The following is a 23367-nucleotide window of genomic DNA, read 5'->3' as shown; positions in this document are numbered from 1 at the left end:
GAGCGACCGATTACTCGGTCTTGGCACCGTCCGCTGCTGCAGCGGGCGCGGCTTTGCGGACGCGCTTAACGGCGGGTTTCGAGTCTGCACCGGCACCGCCGGTTGCTTCTGCGGGCTTGTCGCTGCCATCGGCCGGAGCGGTGTTGCCACCGATCGGGCCGCGGCCGCCGGCACGGGGGCCGGGACCACGACGGTCGCCACCCGGACGGTCGCCAGGGCGACCATCACGGCGCGGACCGCGCGGACGACGTTCTTCTTCGGGACGCGGCGTTTCGACGGCCGGCAGGTCGTTACGACCCAGCGTGTCGCCCTTGTAGACCCAGACCTTGACGCCGATGACGCCGTAGGTGGTCTTGGCTTCCGAGGTGCCGTAGTCGATGTCGGCGCGCAGGGTGTGAAGCGGCACGCGGCCTTCGCGGTACCACTCGGTACGAGCGATTTCGATGCCGTTCAGGCGGCCAGCCGACATGATCTTGATGCCCAGGGCACCCAGACGCATGGCGTTCTGCATGGCGCGCTTCATGGCGCGGCGGAACATGATCCGCTTTTCGAGCTGCTGCGTGATGCTGTCGGCGATCAGCTGCGCATCGATTTCGGGCTTGCGCACTTCTTCGATGTTGACCGCAACCGGCACGCCGAGCTGCTTGCCCAGTTCGCGCTTGAGGTTCTCGATGTCTTCGCCCTTCTTGCCGATCACGACGCCCGGACGTGCCGAGTAGATCGTGATGCGTGCGTTCTTGGCGGGACGTTCGATCATGACGCGCGACACCGAAGCGTTCTTCAGCTTCTTCTTCAGGTATTCGCGAACCTTGATGTCTTCGGCCAGCATGCCCGCGAAATCGCGGTCGCTTGCGTACCAGCGGCTGGACCAGTTACGGGTAACCGCAAGGCGGAACCCGGTTGGGTGGATTTTCTGTCCCATATTTCTTCCAGGCCTTCTTAGTTGCCAACCGTCACGTACACATGGCACGTGGGCTTGCTGATGCGATTGCCGCGACCCTTGGCCCGCGCGGTGAAGCGCTTGAGCGTTGCACCTTGCTCGACGTAGATGGTCTTGACCTTCAGCTCGTCGATGTCGGCACCGTCGTTGTGCTCGGCGTTGGCGATAGCCGACTCCAGCACCTTCTTGATGATCACAGCGGCCTTCTTCTGCGTGAATTGCAGAACGTTGAGCGCTTGATCGACCTTCTTGCCGCGGATCAGGTCAGCGACCAGACGGCCCTTGTCGACCGACAGGCGGACACCGCGGAGGACTGCACGTGTTTCAGACATGGTCGTTCCTTACTTCTTCTGGACTTTTTTGTCCGCGGGGTGCCCCTTGAACGTGCGCGTGAGCGCAAATTCGCCGAGCTTGTGGCCGACCATCTGGTCGGTGATGTACACGGGCACGTGTTGCTTGCCGTTGTGCACGGCGATGGTCAGACCGATGAACTCGGGCAGAACCATCGAGCGGCGCGACCAGGTCTTGATCGGCTTCTTGTCCTTGGTCGTCACGGCCTTGTCGGCCTTGGCCACGAGGTGGTGGTCGACGAACGGACCCTTTTTGAGAGAGCGAGTCATTGGCTATCCCTTACTTCTTGCGACGCGACACGATGAAGACCTGCGTGCGCTTGTTGTTACGGGTGCGATAGCCCTTGGTCAGGTTGCCCCATGGGTCGACAGGATGGCGGCCTTCGCCAGTCTTGCCTTCGCCACCACCGTGCGGGTGGTCGACCGGGTTCATCACCACGCCGCGAACGGTCGGGCGAATACCCATGTGACGCTTCACACCGGCCTTGCCGAGCTGGCGCAGGCTGTGTTCTTCGTTGGCAACTTCACCGATGGTCGCGCGGCATTCGATGTGAATGCGGCGGACTTCGCCCGAACGCATGCGGACCTGGGCGTAGACGCCTTCACGGGCCAGCAGCGTGGCCGACGTACCGGCCGAACGAGCGATCTGCGCGCCCTTGCCGGGTTGCAGTTCGATGCAGTGGATCGTCGAGCCGACCGGGATGTTGCGGATCGGCAGGGTGTTGCCGGCGCGGATCGGCGCTTCGGAGCCCGACAGCAGCGTTGCACCGGCTTCCAGACCGCGCGGGGCGATGATGTAGCGGCGCTCGCCGTCGGCGTAGCAGACCAGAGCGATGTGGGCGGTACGGTTCGGGTCGTATTCGATGCGTTCGACCTTGGCCGGGATGCCGTCCTTGTTGCGCACGAAGTCGACGACGCGGTAGTGGTGCTTGGCACCGCCGCCACGATGACGGATCGTGATGTGACCGTTGTTGTTACGGCCGGCCTTCTGGAACTGGGGTTCCAGCAGGGGAGCGTGAGGAGCACCCTTGAACAGGTGGTCACGCGAGATCTTCACCGCGCCGCGTTGGCCCGGCGAAGTGGGTTTCATCTTGATGACGGCCATGATTAAGCGCCTTCCCCGACGAGGTTGAGCTCTTGACCCGGCTTCAGGGTCACATAGGCCTTGCGCACGTTGTCGCGGCGGCCGATGGACTTGCCAAAGCGCTTGGTCTTGCCCTTGGTGTTGAGCACCGACACGCCCTGGACTTCGACCTTGAACATCAGTTCGACAGCGGCCTTGATCTCGGGCTTGGTGGCGTCTTGCAGCACCTTGAAAGTGACAGCGTTCGACTTCTCGCCGACCATCGTGGCCTTTTCGGACACGATCGGAGCGACCAGCACCGCCATCAGGCGGCCTTCTTCGAACGTACGTTCAGCGGCGGTAGGGTTCACGCGGCTCATGCGAACATCTCCTTGAGCTTGTCGACGGCACCCTTGGTGACCAGCACCTTCTTGTAGTGAACCAGCGACACCGGATCGGCGTAGCGGGGTTCGACCACGAGAACGTTCACCAGATTGCGCGAGGCAAGGTACAGGTTTTCGTCGACTTCTTCGGCGATCACGAGCACGGACTCGAGATTCATCGCCTTGAAACGGGCAGCCAGCGGCTTGGTCTTGGGCGAATCGACCTTGATCGAGTCGACCACGGCCAGACGGCCTTCGCGAGCGAGTTGCGAGAAGATGGACGCCATGCCGGCGCGGTACATCTTCTTGTTGATCTTCTGCGAGAAGTTTTCGTCAGGCATGTTCGGGAAGATGCGACCACCCCCGCGCCACAGCGGCGAGGACGTCATACCGGCGCGGGCACGGCCCGTTCCCTTTTGCTTGAAAGGCTTCTTGGTCGAGTGCTTGACCTGTTCGCGGTCCTTCTGGGCGCGCGTGCCTTGGCGGGCGTTGGCCTGGAATGCAACGACGATCTGGTGGACCAAGTCTTCGTTGTAGTCACGGCCGAACACGGTCTCGGGGGCGTCGTACTTCGACGCGGCCTGGCCTTGCTCGTTCAGGAGTTCGAGTTGCATTACTTCGCTCCTTCAGCCGCTTGCGGCTTGGCCTTGATGGCGGGACGCACGGTGACGAAGCCACCCTTCGAACCCGGGATCGCGCCCTTGATGAGCAGCAGTTGGCGTGCTTCGTCGATGCGGAACACGTCGAGGTTTTGCGTCGTGCGGGTGACGTCGCCGAGGTGGCCCGTCATGCGCTTGCCGGGGAACACGCGACCGGGGTCTTGCGCCATACCGATCGAGCCGGGAACGTTGTGCGAACGGCTGTTACCGTGCGACGCGCGTTGCGAGCTCATGTTGTGACGCTTGATCGTGCCAGCGTAGCCCTTGCCGATGGAGGTGCCTTGCACGTCCACCTTCTGGCCCACGGTGAAAACGCTGTTCACGGCGATCACGCCGCCAGCCTTGTGCTGACCTGCGGTATCGGCGGTAACGCGGAATTCCTGGATGATTTCGCCTGCTTCGACACCCGCCTTGGCGAGGTGGCCGGCTTCGGGCTTGGTCACGCGCGATGCTTTGCGCGAACCGAACGTCACTTGCAGGGCGACGTAGCCATCGGTCTCTTGGGACTTGATCTGGGTCACACGGTTGTTGGACACATCCACCACCGTGACAGGAACTGCGTCCCCGTCATCGGTGAAGAGACGCATCATCCCCACCTTGCGGCCCAGCAACCCGAGGGAGTTGCTCAGACTCATATGTTTTCTCCAAAAATGGAAATCCTCTTCCGCCACTGCCACTTCAATTGGCAACAGCGTTTGCCAGATTTCTCCGGCTACGGAAGAAGGTTGATAAATCTCTGCCCGCATGGCGCCTTGCGGACGCAACAAGGGCAGAGCCAGCGATTATAGCCCGCGATGCGCAGGCCATGCAAGCGGCCGCTCAGGCCCCTTGTTCAGGGCCTCGAGCGCAGGTTTCCCGCTTATTGAGCGGGCAGCGAGATGATCTTTTCGCCACCGGGCACGGCCTTCACCTCGCCCGCCGGCTTCATGGAGGGCGCGTCCGAGCCGGTCTGCACAGGAATGGAGATGGCGCTGCGCGCATTGCCCTGCGCGATGAAGACATTCAGATAGGCGATGCCTTCGCGGTCGCTCACCACCGTGACGGTGGCGCTGGTACGTGCGCCTGGCGACAAAGTCAGCGTGTTGCTGCCCGACAACGTCAGCCCGGCGTCCGGGCTCAGGCGCACGGTCGCGCCGTCGGGGCTGGCGACGCCATCGAACTGCAGGGTGATGGCCGTCGGCTTGCCCACCTGGGGATTGCCGCTGAATTGGTACTGCAACGTAACGCCGGAGTCGTTGGACTTTCTGGACGCGGTCACCACGGGCTGGGCCGCCGACTGCCTGGCGCCTCGCGACCCCGGCATGCCATCGGCCAGGACTGGCGCCGACGCCGTTGCCAGCGCAAGCCATGCCAGCGCCATCGTCGATTGGGTGCGGATGTTCATGGCGAGCCTTCCTATTGAACGAGAACGGAGAAACACCTTGGCGGCAGATTGTTCGCGCCGGACACCGGCGCATCGTCGCGCACCGCAAGAACGTAGTCACCGGCGCCCAGGCTGACCTTGTTGCTGCTTCTCGCGATCAATCCGCCCTTGAAGAGGTCGAAGTTCGGCAGGCCGCTCCCTCCGGAGACCTGGATCGTGTAGTCGCGGCTCGGGGATGGGTTGACGCTGAAGGCAAGGTAAGAAATATTGCCGAGCTTGTTGACGGTACCTGCCACGTTGGAGATGCAGGCAACGTTGGACGCCAGAACGCCGACCGCTACGGGCGTATACAACGGCAGCACGTCGGGAACCGGCGTGGCGGCAGCACTGTCATCGCTCGTTTCACCGACGCCGTAGGCATCGGTGGACGTGATGCCCTGCCCCGCGAGCAGGGTTTTCAGCGCGGGCGCGCTCCCCGGGGCAACGGCATTGAACACCGAGGAGAACAGGTGGATCGACGTGACGGGCGTCGCGCTTCGGAACTGGAAGCTCGTCATCGCGTCGTTGATCGGCTTGAATCCGACCTGCTGGTTCAGGTTCCAGAGAATGGACTGGATCGAAACCTCCCGGTACCAGCCGGGGTTGGTCGATGGACCGGCCCTCAGGTCCACCGATATGGAATCGGTCGCCTGGCCGGGGCCGCGGGAATCCACGTAGGTGCTTCGGTCCAGCGCAATGCCCGACCAGGCATTGCCCCACCCTTCCGAGAACGCCAGCCGGCGGTCGACCCGGTCGCTGCCCGAATGCTCCCCGCCCGGCGAGTCGTCGCGGCTGAAGGACGACTGGTAGTAGTGCCCCCATTCGTGCGCGATCACCGGCGAGTCGAATTCGTCGGTGTCGACGCCCTCCTTGCCCAGCACGTAGATCTCGCGGCCGGTGCTCTCGTTGACGAAGTAGGTGGTGGTGATCTGGCCCAGCGCCGGGTTGCCGGGCGATGGTGCGTTGTTGGGGCTCCAGTACACGCGCAACGATGGGAAAGACGTGGCGGGCGCGACCGACAGCACCTTCTGCATTGCCGTGTAGACCGTGTCGAGGATTGCAAAGGGCGCCGCCACACGCTGCGAGGCATACCTGGAACCGTCCCAGCCGGTTGCCGCCCGCAGGTCACGGGTCGATGACGCAGTGCCCGACGAGAACGCCGCCGTCTGCATCGAATACAAGGCGTTGCCCTGGGTGTTGTCGCGTACGCTGACATCCCAGGCCGCGCCCGGTGCGGTGCGGGTCAACTGGGCCCTCACGCGCACGATCACGGTTGCATTCGCCGGCACGCTCACCGAATACGCACCGTTGTCGTCGGTCGTGGCGACCGCGAGTTGCGCGGAAGTGGCGGCATCGACCACCTCCAGCGACGCGCCTCGCACCGGCTTGACGGACGTGGATGCATACACGAGGTTGCCGTTCGGATTGGGAACGGATTCGTAGGTGGCCGTGCCCGTCAGGGTAACTGGCCCCGCGCTCGCCGGCGGCAGAAAAGGCAACACGCCCACGCCACCGCCTCCCCCTCCTCCACCGCCTCCCCCGCCGCAGCCAGCCAGCAACGCCGCTGCAACGCATGCCGACGCAAACGCAAAAAAGAACTTGTAGTTCATGACTGGTGCTGCCCTCGTTTCAGCCTCCGGTCGATACGCCGGAGTTGCCGCCGCGCGAGGATGCCATACCTGGGCAGAAAAGCACAAAGCCCGCCTGCATTTCTGCGGGCGGGCCTTGTTAAAACACGACGAGTGTGGTGCTTTTCTTACTGCAGCTTGATCTCGACGTCCACGCCGGCCGGCAGGTCGAGCTTCATCAGCGCGTCCACGGTCTTGTCGGTCGGGTCGACGATGTCCATCAGGCGCTGGTGCGTGCGGATTTCCAGCTGGTCGCGCGACGTCTTGTTGACGTGCGGCGAACGCAGGATGTCGAAACGCTTCATGCGGGTCGGCAGGGGCACAGGACCCTTGACGATCGCGCCGGTACGCTTGGCGGTGTCAACGATTTCGGCTGCCGACTGGTCGATCAGCTTGTAGTCGAACGCCTTCAGGCGGATGCGGATTTTTTGCTTGGTTGCCATGGTGATTCCTTTGCGTCCGGCTTAGATGTCGAGGATCTTGGCAACGACGCCCGAACCCACGGTGCGGCCGCCTTCACGGATGGCGAAACGCAGGCCTTCTTCCATCGCGATCGGGTTGATCAGCTTCACGGTGATGCTGACGTTGTCGCCAGGCATGACCATTTCCTTGTCCTTGGGCAGCTCGATCGCGCCGGTCACGTCCGTCGTGCGGAAGTAGAACTGCGGGCGATAGTTGTTGAAGAACGGCGTGTGACGGCCGCCTTCGTCCTTCGACAGGACATACACCTCGGCGGTGAAGTGCGTGTGCGGCTTGATCGAGCCGGGCTTGCACAGCACTTGGCCGCGCTCGACTTCTTCGCGCTTCGTGCCGCGCAGCAGCACGCCCACGTTGTCGCCGGCTTGACCCTGGTCCAGCAGCTTGCGGAACATTTCCACGCCGGTGCAGGTGGTCTTGACCGTCGGGCGGATGCCCACGATTTCGATTTCTTCACCAACCTTGATCACGCCGCGCTCGACAGCGCCGGTCACCACGGTGCCGCGACCCGAGATCGAGAACACGTCTTCCACGGGCATCAGGAACGTGCCGTCCACGGCGCGCTCGGGCGTCGGGATGTACGTGTCCAGGGCTTCGGCCAGCTTCATGATGGCGCCTTCGCCCAGTTCGCCCTTGTCGCCTTCCAGGGCGAGCTTGGCCGAGCCGTGGATGATGGGGGTGTCGTCGCCGGGGAATTCGTACTTGTCGAGGAGTTCGCGAACTTCCATTTCGACCAGCTCGAGCAGTTCCTTGTCGTCGACCATGTCGCACTTGTTCAGGAACACGATGATGTAGCCCACGCCCACCTGGCGAGCCAGCAGGATGTGTTCACGGGTCTGGGGCATCGGGCCGTCGGCGGCCGAGCACACCAGGATGGCGCCGTCCATCTGGGCAGCGCCGGTGATCATGTTCTTCACGTAGTCGGCGTGGCCGGGGCAGTCGACGTGTGCGTAGTGGCGGTTGGCCGTTTCGTACTCGACGTGCGCGGTGTTGATCGTGATGCCGCGGGCCTTTTCTTCAGGCGCAGCGTCGATCTGGTCGTAGGCCTTGGCTTCGCCGCCGAACTTGGCCGACAGCACCGTTGCGATCGCAGCCGTCAGCGTGGTCTTGCCGTGGTCGACGTGACCGATCGTGCCCACGTTGACGTGAGGCTTGGTGCGGGTGAATTTACCTTTTGCCATTTTTCAATCCTTGAAAGAGCAGTTCCCGTGTATTGGTTTTATGTCTGCACCCGATTGCTGGTTCGCCTCGCACGGGAACGCGGCGGCACCGGATCGCAGACAACGAGGGCCGCGCACTGCGCGGCCCCGCATTCTTGAAAAACTTACTTGGCGCGAGCGGCCACGATGGCTTCGGCAACGTTGCGCGGAGCTTCAGCGTAGTGCTTGAACTCCATCGTGTACGTGGCACGGCCTTGCGACATCGAACGCAGCGTGGTCGAGTAGCCGAACATTTCCGACAGCGGCACTTCGGCCTTGATGGCCTTGCCGCCACCGACCATGTCGTCCATGCCCTGCACCATGCCGCGACGGGACGACAGGTCGCCCATCACATTGCCGGCATAGTCTTCAGGCGTTTCGACTTCCACGGCCATCATCGGCTCGAGGATCACGGGGTTGGCCTTGCGTGCGCCTTCCTTGAAGCCGAAGATGGCAGCCATCTTGAAGGCCATTTCGTTCGAGTCCACGTCGTGGTACGAACCGAAGTGCAGCGTGACCTTGACGTCCACGACGGGGTAGCCCGCCAGCACGCCTTGCGTCAGCGCTTCGACAACGCCCTTTTCCACGGCAGGGATGTATTCGCGAGGAACCACACCGCCCTTGATGGCGTCGACGAACTCGAAGCCCTTGCCAGCTTCCTGCGGCTCGAGCTTCAGGACCACGTGACCGTACTGGCCCTTGCCGCCCGACTGGCGAACGAACTTGCCTTCGGCTTCTTCGACGGTCTTGCGGATCGTTTCGCGGTAGGCCACTTGCGGCTTGCCGACGTTGGCTTCCACGCCGAATTCGCGCTTCATGCGGTCCACGATGATTTCAAGGTGGAGCTCGCCCATGCCGGCGATGATGGTCTGGCCCGACTCTTCGTCCGTGCGAACGCGGAACGAGGGGTCTTCCTGTGCAAGGCGCTGCAGCGCGATGCCCATCTTTTCCTGGTCGGCCTTGGTCTTCGGCTCGACGGCCTGCGAGATCACCGATTCCGGGAACACCATGCGCTCGAGCGTGACGATGGCTTCGGGATCGCACAGCGTTTCGCCGGTGGTCACTTCCTTCAGGCCCACGCAGGCGGCGATGTCGCCGGCGCGGATTTCGTTCACTTCTTCGCGGTTGTTCGCGTGCATCTGCACGATACGGCCGATACGTTCCTTCTTGCCGCGCACCGGGTTGTAGACGCTGTCGCCCTTGGTCAGCACGCCCGAATAGACGCGCACGAAGGTCAGCTGGCCCACGAACGGGTCGGTCATCAGCTTGAATGCGAGGGCCGAGAACTTCTCGTTGTCGTCAGCCTTGCGAACGACAGGCGCTTCGTCTTCGTCCAGGCCGGCCACCGGCGGGATGTCCAGCGGCGAGGGCATGTATTCGACGACGGCGTCGAGCATGGCCTGCACGCCCTTGTTCTTGAAGGCCGAGCCGCACAGCATCGGCTGGATTTCGCCGGCGATGGTGCGCTGGCGCAGGGCCTTCTTGATTTCTTCCTCGCTCAGCTCGCCGCCTTCGAGGTACTTGTTCATCAGCTCTTCGCTGGCTTCGGCAGCCGCTTCGACGAGCTTTTCGCGGTATTCGTTGCAGACGTCGACCAGGTTGGCGGGAATCTCGCCGTACTGGAAGGTCACGCCCTTGTCTTCGTCCCAGATGATCGCCTTCATCTTCACGAGGTCGACGATGCCCTGGAAGTGCTCTTCGGCACCGATCGGGATCTGGATCACGACGGGGTTGGCCTTCAGGCGATCGACCATCATCTGGCGAACGCGCAGGAAGTCGGCACCCGTACGGTCCATCTTGTTGACGAACGCGAGACGGGGCACCTTGTACTTGTTGGCCTGGCGCCAGACGGTTTCCGACTGGGGCTGCACACCGCCGACGGCGTCGTACACCATCACGGCGCCGTCCAGCACGCGCATCGAGCGCTCGACTTCAATGGTGAAGTCCACGTGGCCGGGGGTGTCGATGATGTTGATGCGGTGTTCGTCGAACTTGCCGGCCATGCCCTTCCAGAAGCAGGTGGTGGCGGCGGACGTGATCGTGATACCGCGCTCTTGCTCTTGCTCCATCCAGTCCATCGTGGCGGCACCGTCGTGCACTTCACCGATCTTGTGGTTCACACCGGTGTAGAACAGGATACGTTCGGTCGTCGTGGTCTTGCCAGCGTCGATGTGCGCGGAGATGCCGATGTTGCGGTAGCGCTCGATGGGGGTCTTGCGGGACATGATTTACTTTCGGGTTGAAATGCGTTGAGCGCTGGGCCCCGGGCACGGGCACAACGCCCGAAACCCGACACCCAACGCCCAAGCGAAGTTTGATTTTTAGAAGCGGAAGTGGCTGAAAGCCCGGTTGGCTTCTGCCATGCGGTGCACTTCGTCGCGCTTCTTCATGGCACCGCCACGGCCTTCCGTGGCTTCCATCAGCTCGTTGGCCAGACGCAGGGCCATCGACTTCTCGCCGCGCTTGCGGGCGGCTTCCTTGATCCAGCGCATCGACAGGGCGAGGCGGCGGACGGGACGGACTTCGACCGGCACTTGGTAGTTCGCACCGCCAACGCGGCGCGACTTCACTTCGACCATCGGCTTCACGTTGTTGATGGCAACGGTGAAGGCTTCGAGGGGGTCCTTGTCCGGGTTCTTCTTTTCGATGAAGTCGAGTGCACCGTAGATGATGCGCTCGGCAACAGCCTTCTTGCCGCCTTCCATGATCACGTTCATGAATTTGGACAGCTCGACATTGCCGTACTTGGGATCCGGCAGGATTTCACGTTTGGGGACTTCGCGACGACGTGGCATTTTCTTAACCTCTTTGCTTCAGTTGGCACCGTTTCCGGCACCGCGAGAGCCAGCTGGAACTCTCACTTACTCGACCCGACACTGGGTCACTTCGTTCGATGTACCCGCCAAGGTAACCGAACACCGTTTGTTTTTGACGACAGGAAGGCTTAAGCCTTCTTGGGACGCTTCGCGCCGTACTTGGAACGCGACTGCTTGCGGTCTTTCACGCCTTGCAGGTCCAGCGAACCGCGCACGATGTGGTAGCGCACACCGGGCAAGTCCTTGACACGACCGCCGCGAACCAGCACGACGCTGTGTTCCTGGAGGTTGTGGCCTTCGCCGCCGATGTAGGAGATGACTTCGAAGCCGTTGGTCAGACGGACCTTGGCAACTTTACGAAGCGCCGAGTTGGGCTTCTTGGGCGTCGTGGTATAGACGCGGGTGCAGACACCGCGACGTTGCGGCGAGTTCTGCATGGCAGGGCTCTTCGAATTGATCTTTTCGACCGTTCGACCCTGACGCACCAGTTGATTGATGGTTGGCATGAATGAATTAGTCCCAAAACGACCCGGCTTTGGCTGTGAAACCGCCCTGGCGCTTGACGTGACGCAAGGCAAGGGAGCCGGGAATAACGAAAACGTGAAACCCTTCGGAAAATTCCGAAAAGCCCACGAGTATAGCAAACGGGCTTGAAACGGCAAGGTCAGGCGCCACGGGCATCCCGCCGGCGGGCCGGTCTTGCCCTTTCTTACATGTGCGGGCTACTTGATCCAGAGCCGCACGGCATCCCAGGCGCGGCCGAAAACACCGGCCTGCTCGACCGCATCCAGGGCCACCAGCGGCACGTCAGCCACGGGCTGGTCGTCCAGCGTCACCTTGAGCGAGCCGACCGGCTGGAACTTGGTGAAAGGCGCCACCAGCGGATCGGGCCGCGACACCTGCGTCTTGATCTTGCTGGCGCTGCCCGCCGGCACGGCCACGACGATGGCTTCCGGACGACCCAGCTTCAGGGTGTTGTCCTTGCCCTTCCAGACGGCAGGCGTGGCGGCCGGCTGGCCGGCGTCGAACAGGCGGACGGCGTCGTAGGCCGTGTAGCCCCAGTTCAGCAGCTTCTGCGACTCGTTGGCGCGAACGGTCTCGCTCGAGGCGCCCAGAACGATCGACAGCAGGCGGCGGCCGCCGGTCAGGTTGGGGAAGTCGCGCTTGGCGGTGGCGATCATGCAGTAGCCCGCCGCATCGGTATGGCCGGTCTTCAGGCCGTCGACGGTGGGGTCGCGGAACAACAGCATGTTGCGGTTGGTTTCGTTGGTCGACGGCGTACCCGGGTAGCGGTACTTCTTGATGGCGTAGTACTTGGCCTCCTCGGGGAAGTCACGCACCAGGTGGGTGGCCAGGGTGCTCAGGTCCCGGGCCGTGGTGGTGTGGCCGGGCGTCGTCAGGCCTTCGGGGTTCTTGTAGACCGTGTTCTTCATGCCCAGCACCTTGGCCTGGGCGTTCATCATTTCGACGAAGTGCTCCACGGTGCCGCCCACGCCTTCGGCCAGCGCCACCGTGGCGTCGTTGCCCGACTGCACGATCAGCCCCTTGATCAGGTCTTCCACAGGCACCTGCATCTTGGGGTCGATGAACATGCGCGAGCCGGGCATCTTCCAGGCGCGCGGGCTGACCGGCAGCGTCTGCGTCAGCGAAATCTTCTTGGCGCGCAGCGCGTCGAACACGACGTAGGCCGTCATCAACTTGGTCAGAGACGCCGGCTCGATCGGGCTGTCGATGTCCTTCTGCGCGAGGATCTGGTTCGCGGTCACGTCGAGCAGCAGGTAGCTGCGGGCGGCAATTTCGGGGGGGGCCGGCACCTGGGCGGCGGCAATCAGGCTGATGGATGCGGCGGCGGTAATGACCAGCGCGCGAAGCGCACCAAGGAAACGATTCATCGGGAGTTCGGAGAGAGACGAAGACAGGCCTGCAAGGCCTTCACGCAGCGCCCGCGCGAAGATGGCGGGCAACAAGACTTTTGAGCAGCGGCAATTGTCCGTGAAAGAAATGGCCGCCCCCGGGGATGACTGTGACGGGAAGTGACTGCGGCCGCGCCCAATCCATCACGGCGGACAGGGCCACGGTGTCGTCGGCCTCGCCATGGATGACCAGCGCGCGCTCGTGCGCCTCGACCGGCAGCGGCGCCACCACATTGCGCGCGGCGGCGGTGCCGACCAGCACGATCTGCCGCACGTCGCGCGCGGCCCACAGCCTGGAAACGGCGCCGCTCGCGACAAAGGCCCCGAACGAGAAACCGGCAATTGCCAAGGGGCCTTCGGGCGCCAGCTGGCGGACGACATCCAGCATGTCTTCCAATTCGCCGCGCCCCTCGTCGTGCACGCCCTCGCTGGCACCCACGCCGCGGAAATTGAAGCGCACCGCGGTCCAGCCGCCGGCGACGAAAGCCCTGGCCAGCGTCTGCACCACCTTGTTGTCCATGGTGCCGCTGAAAAGCGGATGGGGATGGGCGATGACGGCAACGCCGCGCGGCGTCTCGGCGGGCTGGTCCCGCTGCACTTCGATGCGGCCGGCGGCGCCCTGGAGGGTGATCTTTTCTGTCTGGGAATTCATTGGCGCAAAGTACGAGCAGAGGGAGCGGCGGAAAGTTCAGCGCCCGATGTCGGGCGGCAGCAGCAGCCGCTCGACGACTTCGCCGTTCTTGAGGTGGGATTCGACGATCTCGTCGATGTCGTCGCCGTCGACGAAGGTGTACCAGACGGCCTCCGGGTACACCACCGCGACCGGCCCGCCCGCGCAGCGGTCGAGGCACCCGGCCTTGTTCACGCGGACCTTGCCGGGCCCGGAAAGCCCCGCTTCCTTGACCTTGGCCTTGCAGCGGTCGAAGCCCTCTTGCGCGTTGTGCAAGGCACAGGAGTCCTCGCCGTTCTTGCGCTCGTTGAGGCAGAAGAAGATGTGGCGGCCGTAATAGCCGGACGGCGCGGCGGTTGAGGAGTTGGGCATCCGCCGATTTTAGTGACCGCCCCTTGCGGCCAGCCCGCCATCGCCGCTGCCGCGCCCTCGCCGCGAGAGCGCCGCCACCACGTAGGCCAGCACGGCGAAGGGCCACGCCCAGCCCAGCCATTGGGCCAGTCCATGGAAGCGGATGAAGCGCCCCTGCTCCCACGTGGCCAGGGTCTGCGCGAAATACGCGCTCTCCGGCGCCTGGTTGAGCAGGCTGAGCTGCAGCACCAGCCCGGCGAGCAGCAAGGCCGCGCACAGCCGGCGCGGCGCCAGCAGCAGCAGCATGCCGGCAAAAAGCGCGGCCGCCATGCCGACCTGCACCGGCAGGTCCAGCCAGGCCCAGGCGTGCGTGGGCCCGTAGCTCAGCGCCGCCGACAACGCCGAGGCCGCCACGCCGGTCAGCAGGATCAGCGGCAGCATGATCGCGCGCTGCACGACGGAGCGCGCCACCAGGTAGCCCAGCAGGCAAGGCACCAGCGCCCCGAGCATCACGCACAGCAGTTCCACCGCGGGAACCAGAGGCTCGAGTTCGAACTGGCGCAGCGGCAGCCAGTCGATGAAGGGCGTGTCGAGCAGCCACTCGGAGATCGCGACCTCCAGCCGCTCGAACACCTGCCCGAGCCCGAAGGTGACAGCCGCCGGGAACAGCAGCGCAAACGGCCAGAGCGCCAGCAGCACCAGCCCGCCTCGGGATTCCTCGACGAACCACTGCGACCGCGCGCGGCTCCAGTGCGCAATGGCGCCGAGCCGCTCCAGCCCCGCCGCCAGCACGGCGCCGACGACCGTGCCCGCCGTGTTCAGGGCCAGGTCCACGTTCGAAGGAATCCGCACCGGCAGATAGCTCTGCAGCGTCTCCATCGAAAAGGCGATGGCCGCGCCGGCCGCCGTGGCACGCAGCACCACCCGCCACGCGCTGGCGCCGCCGCGCGTTCGAAGCACCGCCAGCGCGCACAGGAACCCGAAGGGCACGTAGCCCGCGACATTGACCGCGAAGTCGAAGCCCGTCCAGTACTTGGGCCAGGGCGCCCAAAGGTAGGCCCAGGGGGCGATGCCCTGGTCGCGCCAGTCGGCGAACGGATACAGGCTGGCGTAGACGATCAGCGCCGCATAAGCGAGCGCCAGCGGCAACGCGGCGGACTTGTGCGGCTTCTCCACCATGGCCACCATGCCTGCCGGTGTCAGAACGGCTTGACCACCACCAGGATCACGATGCCCAGCAGCAGCAGCACCGGCAGTTCGTTGAACCAGCGGAACCAGCGGTCGTTGCGCCGGTTTTCTCCCGCCACGAAGCGGCGCAGCAGCACACCGCAACCGTGGTGATAGCCGATGGCCACCAGCACCAGCGCCAGCTTGGCATGCATCCAGCCGTTGCCCGGGCCGCGTCCGATGCCGTAGCCCAGCCAGAGCCAAAGGCCGAAGCCGAGCGCCGGGACCGCCAGGAAGGTCGTGAACCGCAGAAGCTTGCGGGCCATCAGCAGAAGCCGATCGCGCTCGGCCTTCGACTCCGGCGGCACCATGGCCAAATTAACAAAGATACGCGGCAGGTAGAACAACCCGGCGAACCAGCTTGCGATGAAAACGATGTGGAGAGATTTGACCCAGAGCATGGCGGCAGTTTAGTGGCGCACCTCTTTTGCCCCTCTGAAACAAGGCTCTGGAAGACCTTCGGGCAAAAAAAAGCCCGACGTCTTCACGTCGGGCTGGGAAGCCCTTTTGCTGTCACACATCAAGGCACCCGCTCAGGGAGGAAAAGCGGGGAGCGGCAAGCCGCCCGCCTCAGAATTTAACAAAGACGAAACAAGGTTTCAAGCGACTGTGGCACTTTCTTTGACATTTAAACCAAAAATTTGAAAACCTTCGGCCTACGAATTACCGTAGTTGTCAGACAACCGGCTCCGCAGCGCCAGTACTGCGAAAGGTGGCTTCAGGCACAATTTTGGGCATATGAAGTCATCAAATTTACCTTTGGCCATGTTCCCCGCCGGCCGGCCACGACGCCTGCGCCGCGACGCATTCACCCGCAATCTGGTGCGCGAACATGCCCTGACGGTCAATGACCTGATCTACCCGGTCTTCGTGCAGGAAGGCGAGAAGCGGCGCGAGGCGGTGCCGTCGATGCCCGGCGTGGATCGCCTGAGCCTCGACCTGCTGCTGCCGGTTGCCGAGCAATGCGCCGAGGCCGGCATTCCGGTGATGGCGCTGTTCCCGGTGATCGACGCCGGCCTCAAGACGCCCGACGGCAGCGAGGCCTTCAACCCCGACGGGCTGATTCCACGTGTTGTCGCCTCCCTCAAGGCGCGCTTCCCGGAACTGGGCGTGATGACCGATGTCGCCCTCGACCCCTACACCAGCCACGGCCAGGATGGCGTGCTCGACGACACCGGCTACATCCTCAACGAGGAAACTGTCGAGCTCCTGGTGAAGCAGGCACTCACGCAATCGCAAGCCGGCGTGGACATCGTGGCCCCCAGCGACATGATGGACGGCCGCATCGGCGCCGTCCGCCAGGCGCTCGAAGCCCGGGGCGACATCCACACGCGCATCATGGCCTACAGCGCCAAGTACGCCAGCGCCTTCTACGGCCCCTTCCGCGACGCCGTCGGCTCGGCCTCGACGCTCGGCAAGAGCAACAAGAAGGTCTACCAGATGGACCCCGGCAACAGCGACGAAGCACTGCGCGAAGTGGCGCTCGACATCGCCGAAGGCGCCGACATGGTGATGGTGAAGCCCGGCATGCCGTACCTCGACATCGTGCGCCGCGTGAAAGACGAGTTCCGCGTGCCCACCTTCGCCTACCAGGTGAGCGGCGAATACGCCATGCTCAAGGCCGCCGCCCAGAACGGCTGGCTCGACCACGACGCCGTGGTGCTCGAAAGCCTCTTGGCCTTCAAGCGCGCCGGCGCCGACGGCGTGCTCACGTACTTCGCGCTCGACGCCGCGCGCCTCCTGAAGAAGTAACGGCCCGCCGGCACCGGGCATGCGCATTTTCGAAATCGACCGTTCGCGGGTCAGCGAACACGCGGCGCTGGCGCCGCTGGCCGTGCCGGGCGCGTGCGGCGCCGGCGGCTATCTCTGGATCTCGCTCACGCGCGAGGAATTCAAGGCCTCGCTGGCCGAAGTGCAGCAGATCCTGCAGACCCTCTGCCTGACGCAGCTGGTCGACCTGCACGTGGCCGACCTGCTCAACGAGCAGTTGCCCTCGCACTACGACTACACCTCGAAGTACGACGTGCTGGTGTTCCGGCGCCTGGCCAGCGGCAACGGCAACGCCAAGGGGACCGAGGCGCCGCCGCCAGCACCCCGCAGCGGCCCGCCGGTGCTGCGCCGGGTCGACACCCGCCCGGTCGGCTTTGCCGTGTTCGACCGCGTGCTGCTGTCGGTGCACCCCGAAGACGGCGCGGTGCGCGACGCCTTCGCCGCCCGCCTGCTGGCCGCCGCCTCGCCCGACGGCCAGGGCGCCCCCGCGCTCGACGTGCGCTCCACCTCGGCGCGGCTGCCGACGAGCCCCTCGGACCTGATGCTTCGCGTCATCAACCAGATCGTCGACAGCTACCTGGATCTGCGGCGCGAGCTCACCAAGCAGCTGGACCACTGGCAGACCGAGCTGATCGACCCGCGCAGCCGCTTCACCAACTGGAGCGCGCTGATGGAGGCACGCCAGTCGCTGCACCACCTGGACGAGATCTGCGAGGACCAGCGCGCCGCCATGCAGGACTGGATCGACTCTCTGGAGACCCTGCCCGTGCCCAAGGGCGAGGCGGAGCAGCGCGAGCGCGAACTCATCATGATCCGCAGCCGCGACGTGCTCGAGCACATCGAGCGGGTGGTGCACCACGTGCACCGGCTCGAGCAGAACGCCGAGACGGCGGTGCAGATGCATTTCAGCGTCCAGGGCCACCGCGCCAACGACATCATGCGGGTGCTGACGGTGCTGACCGCCGTGTTCCTGCCGCTGAACCTGATCGCGGGCATCTTCGGCATGAACTTCGAATTCATCCCGCTGGTACACAAGGCGGACGGCTTCTGGATCGCGATGACGTCGATGCTCGTCATCGCCGTGCTGCTGGTGCTGATTTTCTGGCGCAAGCGCTACCTCGCCCGCACGCGCTGATCGCCGCGCCCATGAAAAAAGGGGCCACGCTGCGCGCGTGGCCCCTTTTTCAATCCGGCGGCCCCGAAGGGCGGCCGTCTTGTCCGTCTTACTTGGCGGTTGCGCCAGCACCTTGCTGGGCTTGAACGCGAACGTCCATCGGGTGCTGCATGGTCGAGATGACCTTGCTGTTGACGCGCGAGCCGCCGGTCACGTTCTGGTCGGGAGCGTAGGCGGTGCGAACGGCTTCTGCCTGGACGATCGAACGGTCCTTCGACACGGCGACCGTTTCCGGGCCGCGCGAACCGCGGGTCACGTTCTGGTTCGGCGCCGATGCGGTGCGCACGGCTTCGGCGTTCACGTCGGCACGGCTCTTGGTCGAGACGGCGGTGTTCACGCCTTCGTAGGTTTCTGCTTGCGCGCCGGCGGCGGCGAACAGGGTCAGGGCGGCAGCTGCGAGGATTTGCGAGGTCTTCATATTCATTTCTCCTGGATGTTCGTTGGATCGTTTGTCCACCAGGCTTGCATGGTCGCTTGCCTGTGCAGCGAGTTTCGGGGCGAATCACATGGCCGAAACGCGCCAATCAGAGACACCGTGTTTCCTCTATTGAAACAATGACGACATGAAGGCATGCAAGCAAAAAGGCCGGACCGGTTCGCACCGGTCCGGCCCCTTGCAAATGCCTCTACGCCAGTGGCTACGGACGCCCGGTGCCGATCTGCGGCGGCACTTCACTGTTGAAGAAGGCGCGGCGGTCGAGGTTCTGGTTCGGCGCATGGGCGGCGGCCACGGCTTCGGCCCGAACCGACGCCCGGTCCCGCACGCCGGGCCGCGAGCGCAGGGGCTCCGGCACCACGTCGCCATAGATGTTGCCGGCGCGCGCCGCGGCGTCCGCCCCCGCCGCCACGTCGGCCCGGCTGGTCGTGGCCTGAAGCGGCTGAACCGGCGCGTAGCCCTGGGCCCGCACACCGGCGGCGGCCAGCATCGACAGGGCTGCTGCGGCAATGATGTTCGAGGTCTTCATGTCGGTTCCTTCGGTCAAGCGGCGGCGTGTAACCGAAGTGTCGCCCAATCCGGCTAGGAAAAACCCGGGAGAATCGAACCATCGCGTTCCCAAAACGGAAACAATGGGCTCATTCACATGGACAGTCTCGATCTGATCAGAACCTTCCGGGAAGTCGCCTCCCACGGCAGCTTTTCCCAGGCAGCCAAGAGGCTCGACATGTCGAAGGCCACGGTCAGCAAGTATGTGGCCGAGCTGGAAACCCGCTTCGGCGTGCGTCTCCTCAACCGCTCCACGCGCTCCGTGAGCCTCACCGACGCCGGCCAGCTGCTGCTGGAGCGCAGCACGCCGATGCTGGAGATGGTCGAGCTCACCCAGTCGGAACTGCAGGAGCGCGCCAGCCAGCCCAGCGGACGGCTGCGCATCTCGGCCCCGCACGGCATGGGCAGCGGCGAATTCCCGAACCTGCTGGCCGATTTCATGCGCTACTACCCCGACGTGACGATCAGCCTGCAGCTGACCAACCGCACCGTCGACCTCGCCGAGGAAGGCATCGACGTCGAGCTGCGCAGCGGTCCGGTCGAGGACGCCAACCTCATCGTGCGCAAGCTGCGGCTCATGAACATGGTGGTCTGCGCTTCCCCGGTCTACTGGAAGAAGCACGGCAAGCCCGAGCATCCGCGCGATCTTTCCAGCCACGAAGCCCTGACGTTCTCGCTGCTGGGCCAGCAGCCGGTCTGGCGCTTCGACGACAACGGCACGCCGCTCGACGTGCCGGTGAAAAGCCGCATGGACTGCACCGAAGGCGCGCCGCTCATCCGCGTGGCGATGCATGGTTTCGGCGTCATCTACCTGCCGTCGATCCTGGTGCAGTCGCACCTGGACCACGGCGAACTGGTGCCGGTGCTGCAGGACTACGCCCGCAAGGACATGTGGCTTTCGGCCGCCTACCTGCAGCGGCGCCACAACAGCGCCGCGCTGCGCGCGCTGCTCGACTTCCTGCAGACCCGCGTGGGCCCCGGCAGCACGCCGCGCAAGAGCCATTGAAAAACCCGGCAGCGCCGGGTTTTTTCATTCAGCGCGGCAACCCGCTCAGCCGAGATGCTTGGCGAAGAACGCCAGCGTGCGCTCGCGCGCCAGCTTGGCAGCGTCCGCGTCGTACGAACCGCGCTGGTCGCAGTTGAAGCCGTGGCCGACCGGGTACACATGCACTTCCACTTCGGGATGCGCCTTCTTGAAGGTCTCGATGGTGTCCAGCGGAATCCAGTGGTCCTGGTTGCCGAAGTGCGCGAGCACCGGCACCTTGGGCTGGCGAGCGGTTTCTTCCGGCGTGGTCATGCCGCCGCCGTAGTACGGCGCCGCCGCCGACAGGCCCGGCAGCAGCGCGGCCGCGCGCCACACCAGCAGGCCGCCCCAGCAGTAGCCGACGATGCCGACCTTGCCGGCCTTCGACGCATAGGCGATCGACGCCTCGATGTCCTGCAGCACGCCGGGCGCGGGCAACGCCTCGACCGCCGTCTTCAGGCCGAAGCCGTTCTTCATGTCATCGTCCGAATAGCCCAGCTCCACGCCCGGCTTGACGCGATGGAAGGTCGACGGCGCCACGGCGAGGTAGCCCTCGGCCGCATAGCCGTCGGCCACCGAGCGGATGTGCGAGTTCACGCCGAAGATCTCCTGCACCACGACCACCGCGCCGCGCGGCTTGCCCGCGGGTTCGGCCACGTAGGCGGGAAAAGTGAAGCCGTCCTTGGCGGTGAGATCGATGAATTGGCCCATGTGCTGTTACTCCTGGATGGTGAATCGAAACAGATAAATGAATGAATGAACGGACGCCGGGCTACGCGCGCAGCGCCCGTTCGACGAAGTCGAGGCGATCCTGCCCCCAGAATATTTCGCCATCGATCACGTAGCTCGGCGCGCCGAAGACCTGGATGTCGATGGCCTCCTGCGTGTAGGCCTCGTAGCGCTCCTGCACCGCCTGGCTCTGCGACTGCTCGGCGCGCTTGGCCGGCAGGCCGCACTCGGCGACCAGCGCTTCGAGCACGTTCGGGTCGCCGATGTTCCGCTCCTGCACCCACACCGCTTCGAACACCGCCGCGCACATGCGCAGGGCGGCGTCGGTGCCGTCGTGCAGGTCGACCGCGATGATCAGCCGGGCCGCGTCGTCCCCGGCGACCGGAAAGAACTTCGGCTTCGGATTCAGCGGCAGTCCCAGGTGGCGCGAGAAGCGCTCGAGTTCGACCAGCCGGTAGGCCTGCCGCTGCGGTGCCCGCTTGCCCAGCGGCAGCCCGCCCGACACCGGGAACACGCTGCCCATGTCGATGGGCCGCACCCGCACCGTGGCGCCCGCGGCCTTGGCGATCGCCACGAAGCGGGAATGTCCCAGATACGTCCACGGGCTCTGCGGAGGAAAGTAATAGTCGATCGTCTTGCTCGTGCTCATTCGCATGCCCCCGGTGATGTAATCAGCCGACGGTTTTAACTGACGCGCAGTTTCTCTGCAGGAGGTAGGTTTTGGACCAGGTGCTCTTGATCACGGGCGGCGGGCGCGGCATCGGCGCCGCCACCGCGCGGCTCGCCGCGAAGCGCGGCTATGCGGTCGCCGTCAACTACGCCAGCAATTCGCTGGCCGCCGACGAAGTGGTGCGCGCCATCCGCGCGGAAGGCGGCACGGCCATGGCGGTGCGGGCCGACGTGGGCGACGAGGCCCAGGTGCTCGCCATGTTCGAGCAGGTCGACGCCAAACTGGGCCGCCTCACCGCGCTGGTGAACAACGCGGGCATCGTCGACGTGACGGCCCGCGTCGACGAAATGAGCGTGGCGCGCCTGGAGCGCATGTTCCGCATCAACGTGATCGGCAGCTTCCTGTGCGCGCGCGAGGCCGTGCGCCGCATGAGCACGAGGCACGGCGGCACGGGCGGGGCCATCGTCAACGTTTCCAGCGGCGCCTCGCGCCTGGGCTCGCCGGGCCAGTACGTCGACTACGCCGCGAGCAAGGGCGCCATCGACACCTTCACCGTCGGCCTGGCCAAGGAAGTGGCGGACGAAGGCATCCGGGTGAACGCGGTGCGCCCCGGCGTGATCGACACCGAGATCCACGCCTCCGGCGGCCTGCCCGACCGCGCCGCCGCGCTGGGCCCGCAGATCCCGATGAAGCGCGCCGGCACCGCCCACGAGATTGCCGGCGCCATCCTATGGCTGCTGTCGGCAGAGGCCAGCTACACCACGATGGCATTGCTCGACGTCACCGGAGGCCGCTGAGCCATGAGCACATCGATGGACCTGATCAAGCCGCTGGTCACGCTGGTGGCCATCGTCAACCCGCTGGCCATCGTGCCTTTCTTCATCCACTACACCCAGGGCTACAGCGACGCGCAGCGCCGCCACACGGTGCGCATGTCGGCCTTCAGCGCGTTCGTGGTCATTGCCGTGAGCGCGCTGCTGGGGCTGCAGCTGCTGTCGTTCTTCGGCATCTCGATCGCGAGCTTCCAGGTCGGCGGCGGGCTGCTGCTGCTCATGAGTTCGCTGTCGATGCTCAACGCCAAGCCGGCCGAGAGCAAGACCAACGTCGAAGAGCTGCGCGCCACCGAGGTCAAGGCGTCGATGGGCGCGTCGATTGCCGTGGTGCCGCTCACCATTCCGCTGCTCACCGGGCCGGCCACCATTTCCACCGTGGTGATCTACGCCGACAAGGCGCAGCACCTGTGGGAGCTTGCCATCCTGGTGGGCTACGGCGTGGTGGTGGCGCTGGCGACCGCCCTGGCGTTTTCGCTCGCGCAGCCGATCGCGCGCGTGCTCGGCAAGACCGGCATCAACATCATGACGCGGCTGATGGGCCTGATCCTCGCGGCGCTCGCGGTCGAGGTGATGGCCGACGGCCTGGGCAAGCTGTTCCCGATCCTGAACAAGATCGGCTGAGCCTTCAGGCCAGCATCTTCTCGATGATCTTCCAGTGCACCGGCTCCACCGGCGTGATCGACAGCCGGTTGCCCTTGCGCAGCACCACCAGGTCGGCCAGCTCGGGCCTGGCGCGCAGCTCGGGCAGCGCCAGCAGCCGCGTCTTGCGCAGCGCCTGCACGTCCACCAGCAGCCAGCGCGGATCTTCCGGCTTGGCGCCCGCGTCGTAATAGGGCGACTTCGGGTCGAACTGCGTCGGGTCGGGCTTGATGCCCGAGGCCACCCGCGCGATGCCGGCAATGCCCGGCTCCGGGCAGCTCGAGTGATAGAAGAGCACGCCGTCGCCGACCTTCATGCCGTCGCGCATGAAGTTGCGTGCCTGATAGTTGCGCACGCCGGTCCACGCCACGGTGGCGTCGGGCGCGGCGAGCGCATCGTCGATCGAGACCTCGTCGGGCTCGGATTTCATCAACCAGAAACTGGGGGAATGGGTGGGCATGGTCC

29 protein-coding genes are annotated in these 23367 nt (G+C 64.9%); 5 read left to right on the top strand and 24 right to left on the bottom strand.

Translation table 11 applies throughout. From position 1 onward, the window contains the following. Positions 1-10: 10 nt before the first annotated feature. The 19 genes from rpsC to C4F17_RS21265 all read right to left on the bottom strand — a co-directional run bounded on the left by rpsC (position 11) and on the right by C4F17_RS21265 (position 15479). A complete protein-coding gene (gene rpsC, locus C4F17_RS21355; RefSeq protein WP_081266126.1) occupies positions 11-922 on the bottom strand; it encodes a 30S ribosomal protein S3 in 912 nt (303 codons plus the stop codon). A 17-nt stretch (positions 923-939) separates the two neighbouring features. Further along, the gene (rplV, locus tag C4F17_RS21350) at positions 940-1272 is read right to left on the bottom strand and encodes a 50S ribosomal protein L22 (RefSeq protein ID WP_007838134.1); all 333 of its coding nucleotides are present in this window, start codon (positions 1270-1272) and stop codon (positions 940-942) included. Between the two features lie 9 nt (positions 1273-1281). After that, the gene (gene rpsS, locus C4F17_RS21345) at positions 1282-1560 is read right to left on the bottom strand and encodes a 30S ribosomal protein S19 (protein WP_007838132.1); all 279 of its coding nucleotides are present in this window, start codon (positions 1558-1560) and stop codon (positions 1282-1284) included. A 10-nt stretch (positions 1561-1570) separates the two neighbouring features. Continuing rightward, a complete protein-coding gene (gene rplB, locus C4F17_RS21340) occupies positions 1571-2395 on the bottom strand; it encodes a 50S ribosomal protein L2 (protein ID WP_015867666.1) in 825 nt (274 codons plus the stop codon). 2 nt (positions 2396-2397) lie between these two features. After that, positions 2398-2733, bottom strand: a complete 336-nt coding sequence (gene rplW / locus C4F17_RS21335; protein ID WP_007838129.1) for a 50S ribosomal protein L23 — start codon at positions 2731-2733, stop codon at positions 2398-2400. Then, positions 2730-3350: a 50S ribosomal protein L4 gene (gene rplD / locus C4F17_RS21330; RefSeq protein WP_081266125.1), complete on the bottom strand. Its 621-nt coding sequence runs from the start codon at positions 3348-3350 to the stop codon at positions 2730-2732. The genes rplW and rplD overlap by 4 nt, the downstream gene beginning before the upstream one ends. After that, positions 3350-4030 (bottom strand): 50S ribosomal protein L3, encoded by a 681-nt coding sequence (gene rplC / locus C4F17_RS21325; protein WP_081266124.1) that lies wholly within the window; start codon positions 4028-4030, stop codon positions 3350-3352. Before rplC ends, rplD begins: the two co-directional genes overlap by 1 nt. Positions 4031-4254: 224 nt before the next feature. Next, positions 4255-4779, bottom strand: coding sequence for a hypothetical protein (locus C4F17_RS21320; RefSeq protein ID WP_106936578.1), 525 nt, complete (start codon positions 4777-4779; stop codon positions 4255-4257). 11 nt (positions 4780-4790) lie between these two features. Beyond that, the gene (locus C4F17_RS21315; protein ID WP_106936577.1) at positions 4791-6407 is read right to left on the bottom strand and encodes a hypothetical protein; all 1617 of its coding nucleotides are present in this window, start codon (positions 6405-6407) and stop codon (positions 4791-4793) included. Between the two features lie 146 nt (positions 6408-6553). After that, positions 6554-6868, bottom strand: a complete 315-nt coding sequence (gene rpsJ / locus C4F17_RS21310; RefSeq protein ID WP_007838118.1) for a 30S ribosomal protein S10 — start codon at positions 6866-6868, stop codon at positions 6554-6556. 21 nt (positions 6869-6889) lie between these two features. After that, a complete protein-coding gene (gene tuf, locus C4F17_RS21305; RefSeq protein WP_093060175.1) occupies positions 6890-8083 on the bottom strand; it encodes an elongation factor Tu in 1194 nt (397 codons plus the stop codon). 143 nt (positions 8084-8226) lie between these two features. After that, complete coding sequence (gene fusA, locus C4F17_RS21300; RefSeq protein ID WP_081270388.1) at positions 8227-10326, bottom strand: elongation factor G; 2100 nt, start codon at positions 10324-10326, stop codon at positions 8227-8229. A 96-nt stretch (positions 10327-10422) separates the two neighbouring features. Continuing rightward, complete coding sequence (gene rpsG, locus C4F17_RS21295; protein ID WP_007829591.1) at positions 10423-10896, bottom strand: 30S ribosomal protein S7; 474 nt, start codon at positions 10894-10896, stop codon at positions 10423-10425. Positions 10897-11045: 149 nt separating this feature from the next. Beyond that, positions 11046-11423 (bottom strand): 30S ribosomal protein S12, encoded by a 378-nt coding sequence (gene rpsL / locus C4F17_RS21290; RefSeq protein ID WP_013543948.1) that lies wholly within the window; start codon positions 11421-11423, stop codon positions 11046-11048. 216 nt (positions 11424-11639) lie between these two features. Then, positions 11640-12809 (bottom strand): D-alanyl-D-alanine carboxypeptidase family protein, encoded by a 1170-nt coding sequence (locus C4F17_RS21285; RefSeq protein WP_106937645.1) that lies wholly within the window; start codon positions 12807-12809, stop codon positions 11640-11642. A 40-nt stretch (positions 12810-12849) separates the two neighbouring features. Continuing rightward, a complete protein-coding gene (locus C4F17_RS21280) occupies positions 12850-13482 on the bottom strand; it encodes an alpha/beta hydrolase (protein ID WP_106936576.1) in 633 nt (210 codons plus the stop codon). 36 nt (positions 13483-13518) lie between these two features. Then, on the bottom strand, positions 13519-13872 hold the full coding sequence (locus tag C4F17_RS21275) for a (2Fe-2S) ferredoxin domain-containing protein (protein ID WP_081270390.1): 354 nt from the start codon (positions 13870-13872) through the stop codon (positions 13519-13521). Positions 13873-13881: 9 nt separating this feature from the next. Beyond that, positions 13882-15030: a VanZ family protein gene (locus C4F17_RS21270; RefSeq protein WP_199851980.1), complete on the bottom strand. Its 1149-nt coding sequence runs from the start codon at positions 15028-15030 to the stop codon at positions 13882-13884. Positions 15031-15050: 20 nt separating this feature from the next. Next, the gene (locus C4F17_RS21265) at positions 15051-15479 is read right to left on the bottom strand and encodes a CopD family protein (protein ID WP_106936575.1); all 429 of its coding nucleotides are present in this window, start codon (positions 15477-15479) and stop codon (positions 15051-15053) included. Positions 15480-15843: 364 nt separating this feature from the next. Here C4F17_RS21265 and hemB point away from each other — a divergent pair, with 364 nt between their 5' ends. Both hemB and C4F17_RS21255 read left to right on the top strand, forming a co-directional pair. Next, positions 15844-16830 carry a porphobilinogen synthase gene (gene hemB / locus C4F17_RS21260; protein ID WP_106936574.1) on the top strand — a complete coding sequence of 329 codons (987 nt, stop codon included), beginning with the start codon at positions 15844-15846 and terminating at the stop codon, positions 16828-16830. A gap of 19 nt (positions 16831-16849) precedes the next feature. Then, complete coding sequence (locus tag C4F17_RS21255; protein ID WP_081270393.1) at positions 16850-17983, top strand: magnesium transporter CorA family protein; 1134 nt, start codon at positions 16850-16852, stop codon at positions 17981-17983. Between the two features lie 88 nt (positions 17984-18071). Here the strand turns inward: C4F17_RS21255 and C4F17_RS21250 are convergent, their stop codons facing one another. Both C4F17_RS21250 and C4F17_RS21245 read right to left on the bottom strand, forming a co-directional pair. Next, positions 18072-18440 (bottom strand): DUF4148 domain-containing protein, encoded by a 369-nt coding sequence (locus C4F17_RS21250; RefSeq protein WP_081270394.1) that lies wholly within the window; start codon positions 18438-18440, stop codon positions 18072-18074. 220 nt (positions 18441-18660) lie between these two features. Beyond that, positions 18661-18987 carry an alpha/beta hydrolase gene (locus C4F17_RS21245; protein WP_106937643.1) on the bottom strand — a complete coding sequence of 109 codons (327 nt, stop codon included), beginning with the start codon at positions 18985-18987 and terminating at the stop codon, positions 18661-18663. Positions 18988-19104: 117 nt separating this feature from the next. On the opposite strand from C4F17_RS21245, the gene C4F17_RS21240 reads away from it, so the two are divergent. Then, on the top strand, positions 19105-20013 hold the full coding sequence (locus tag C4F17_RS21240) for a LysR family transcriptional regulator (protein WP_081270395.1): 909 nt from the start codon (positions 19105-19107) through the stop codon (positions 20011-20013). A 45-nt stretch (positions 20014-20058) separates the two neighbouring features. On the opposite strand, the gene C4F17_RS21235 is transcribed toward C4F17_RS21240, so the two are convergent. Continuing rightward, on the bottom strand, positions 20059-20742 hold the full coding sequence (locus C4F17_RS21235) for a dienelactone hydrolase family protein (protein ID WP_106936573.1): 684 nt from the start codon (positions 20740-20742) through the stop codon (positions 20059-20061). Positions 20743-20803: 61 nt separating this feature from the next. After that, on the bottom strand, positions 20804-21409 hold the full coding sequence (locus C4F17_RS21230; protein WP_106936572.1) for a 2-hydroxychromene-2-carboxylate isomerase: 606 nt from the start codon (positions 21407-21409) through the stop codon (positions 20804-20806). A gap of 71 nt (positions 21410-21480) precedes the next feature. Between C4F17_RS21230 and C4F17_RS21225 the strand changes: the two genes are divergently transcribed. Continuing rightward, entirely contained in the window at positions 21481-22227 is a 747-nt protein-coding gene (locus tag C4F17_RS21225; protein ID WP_106936571.1) for an SDR family oxidoreductase, read from the top strand. Positions 22228-22230: 3 nt separating this feature from the next. Continuing rightward, complete coding sequence (locus C4F17_RS21220; protein WP_081270399.1) at positions 22231-22884, top strand: MarC family protein; 654 nt, start codon at positions 22231-22233, stop codon at positions 22882-22884. Between the two features lie 4 nt (positions 22885-22888). On the opposite strand, the gene C4F17_RS21215 is transcribed toward C4F17_RS21220, so the two are convergent. Further along, a complete protein-coding gene (locus C4F17_RS21215; RefSeq protein ID WP_106936570.1) occupies positions 22889-23362 on the bottom strand; it encodes an EVE domain-containing protein in 474 nt (157 codons plus the stop codon). Positions 23363-23367: the final 5 nt, after the last annotated feature.

Origin of the sequence: Variovorax sp. PMC12 (assembly GCF_003019815.1) — a bacterium.
Taxonomy (GTDB): Bacteria; Pseudomonadota; Gammaproteobacteria; order Burkholderiales; family Burkholderiaceae_C; genus Variovorax.
This window is presented reverse-complemented; position numbering and strand designations above follow the sequence as displayed.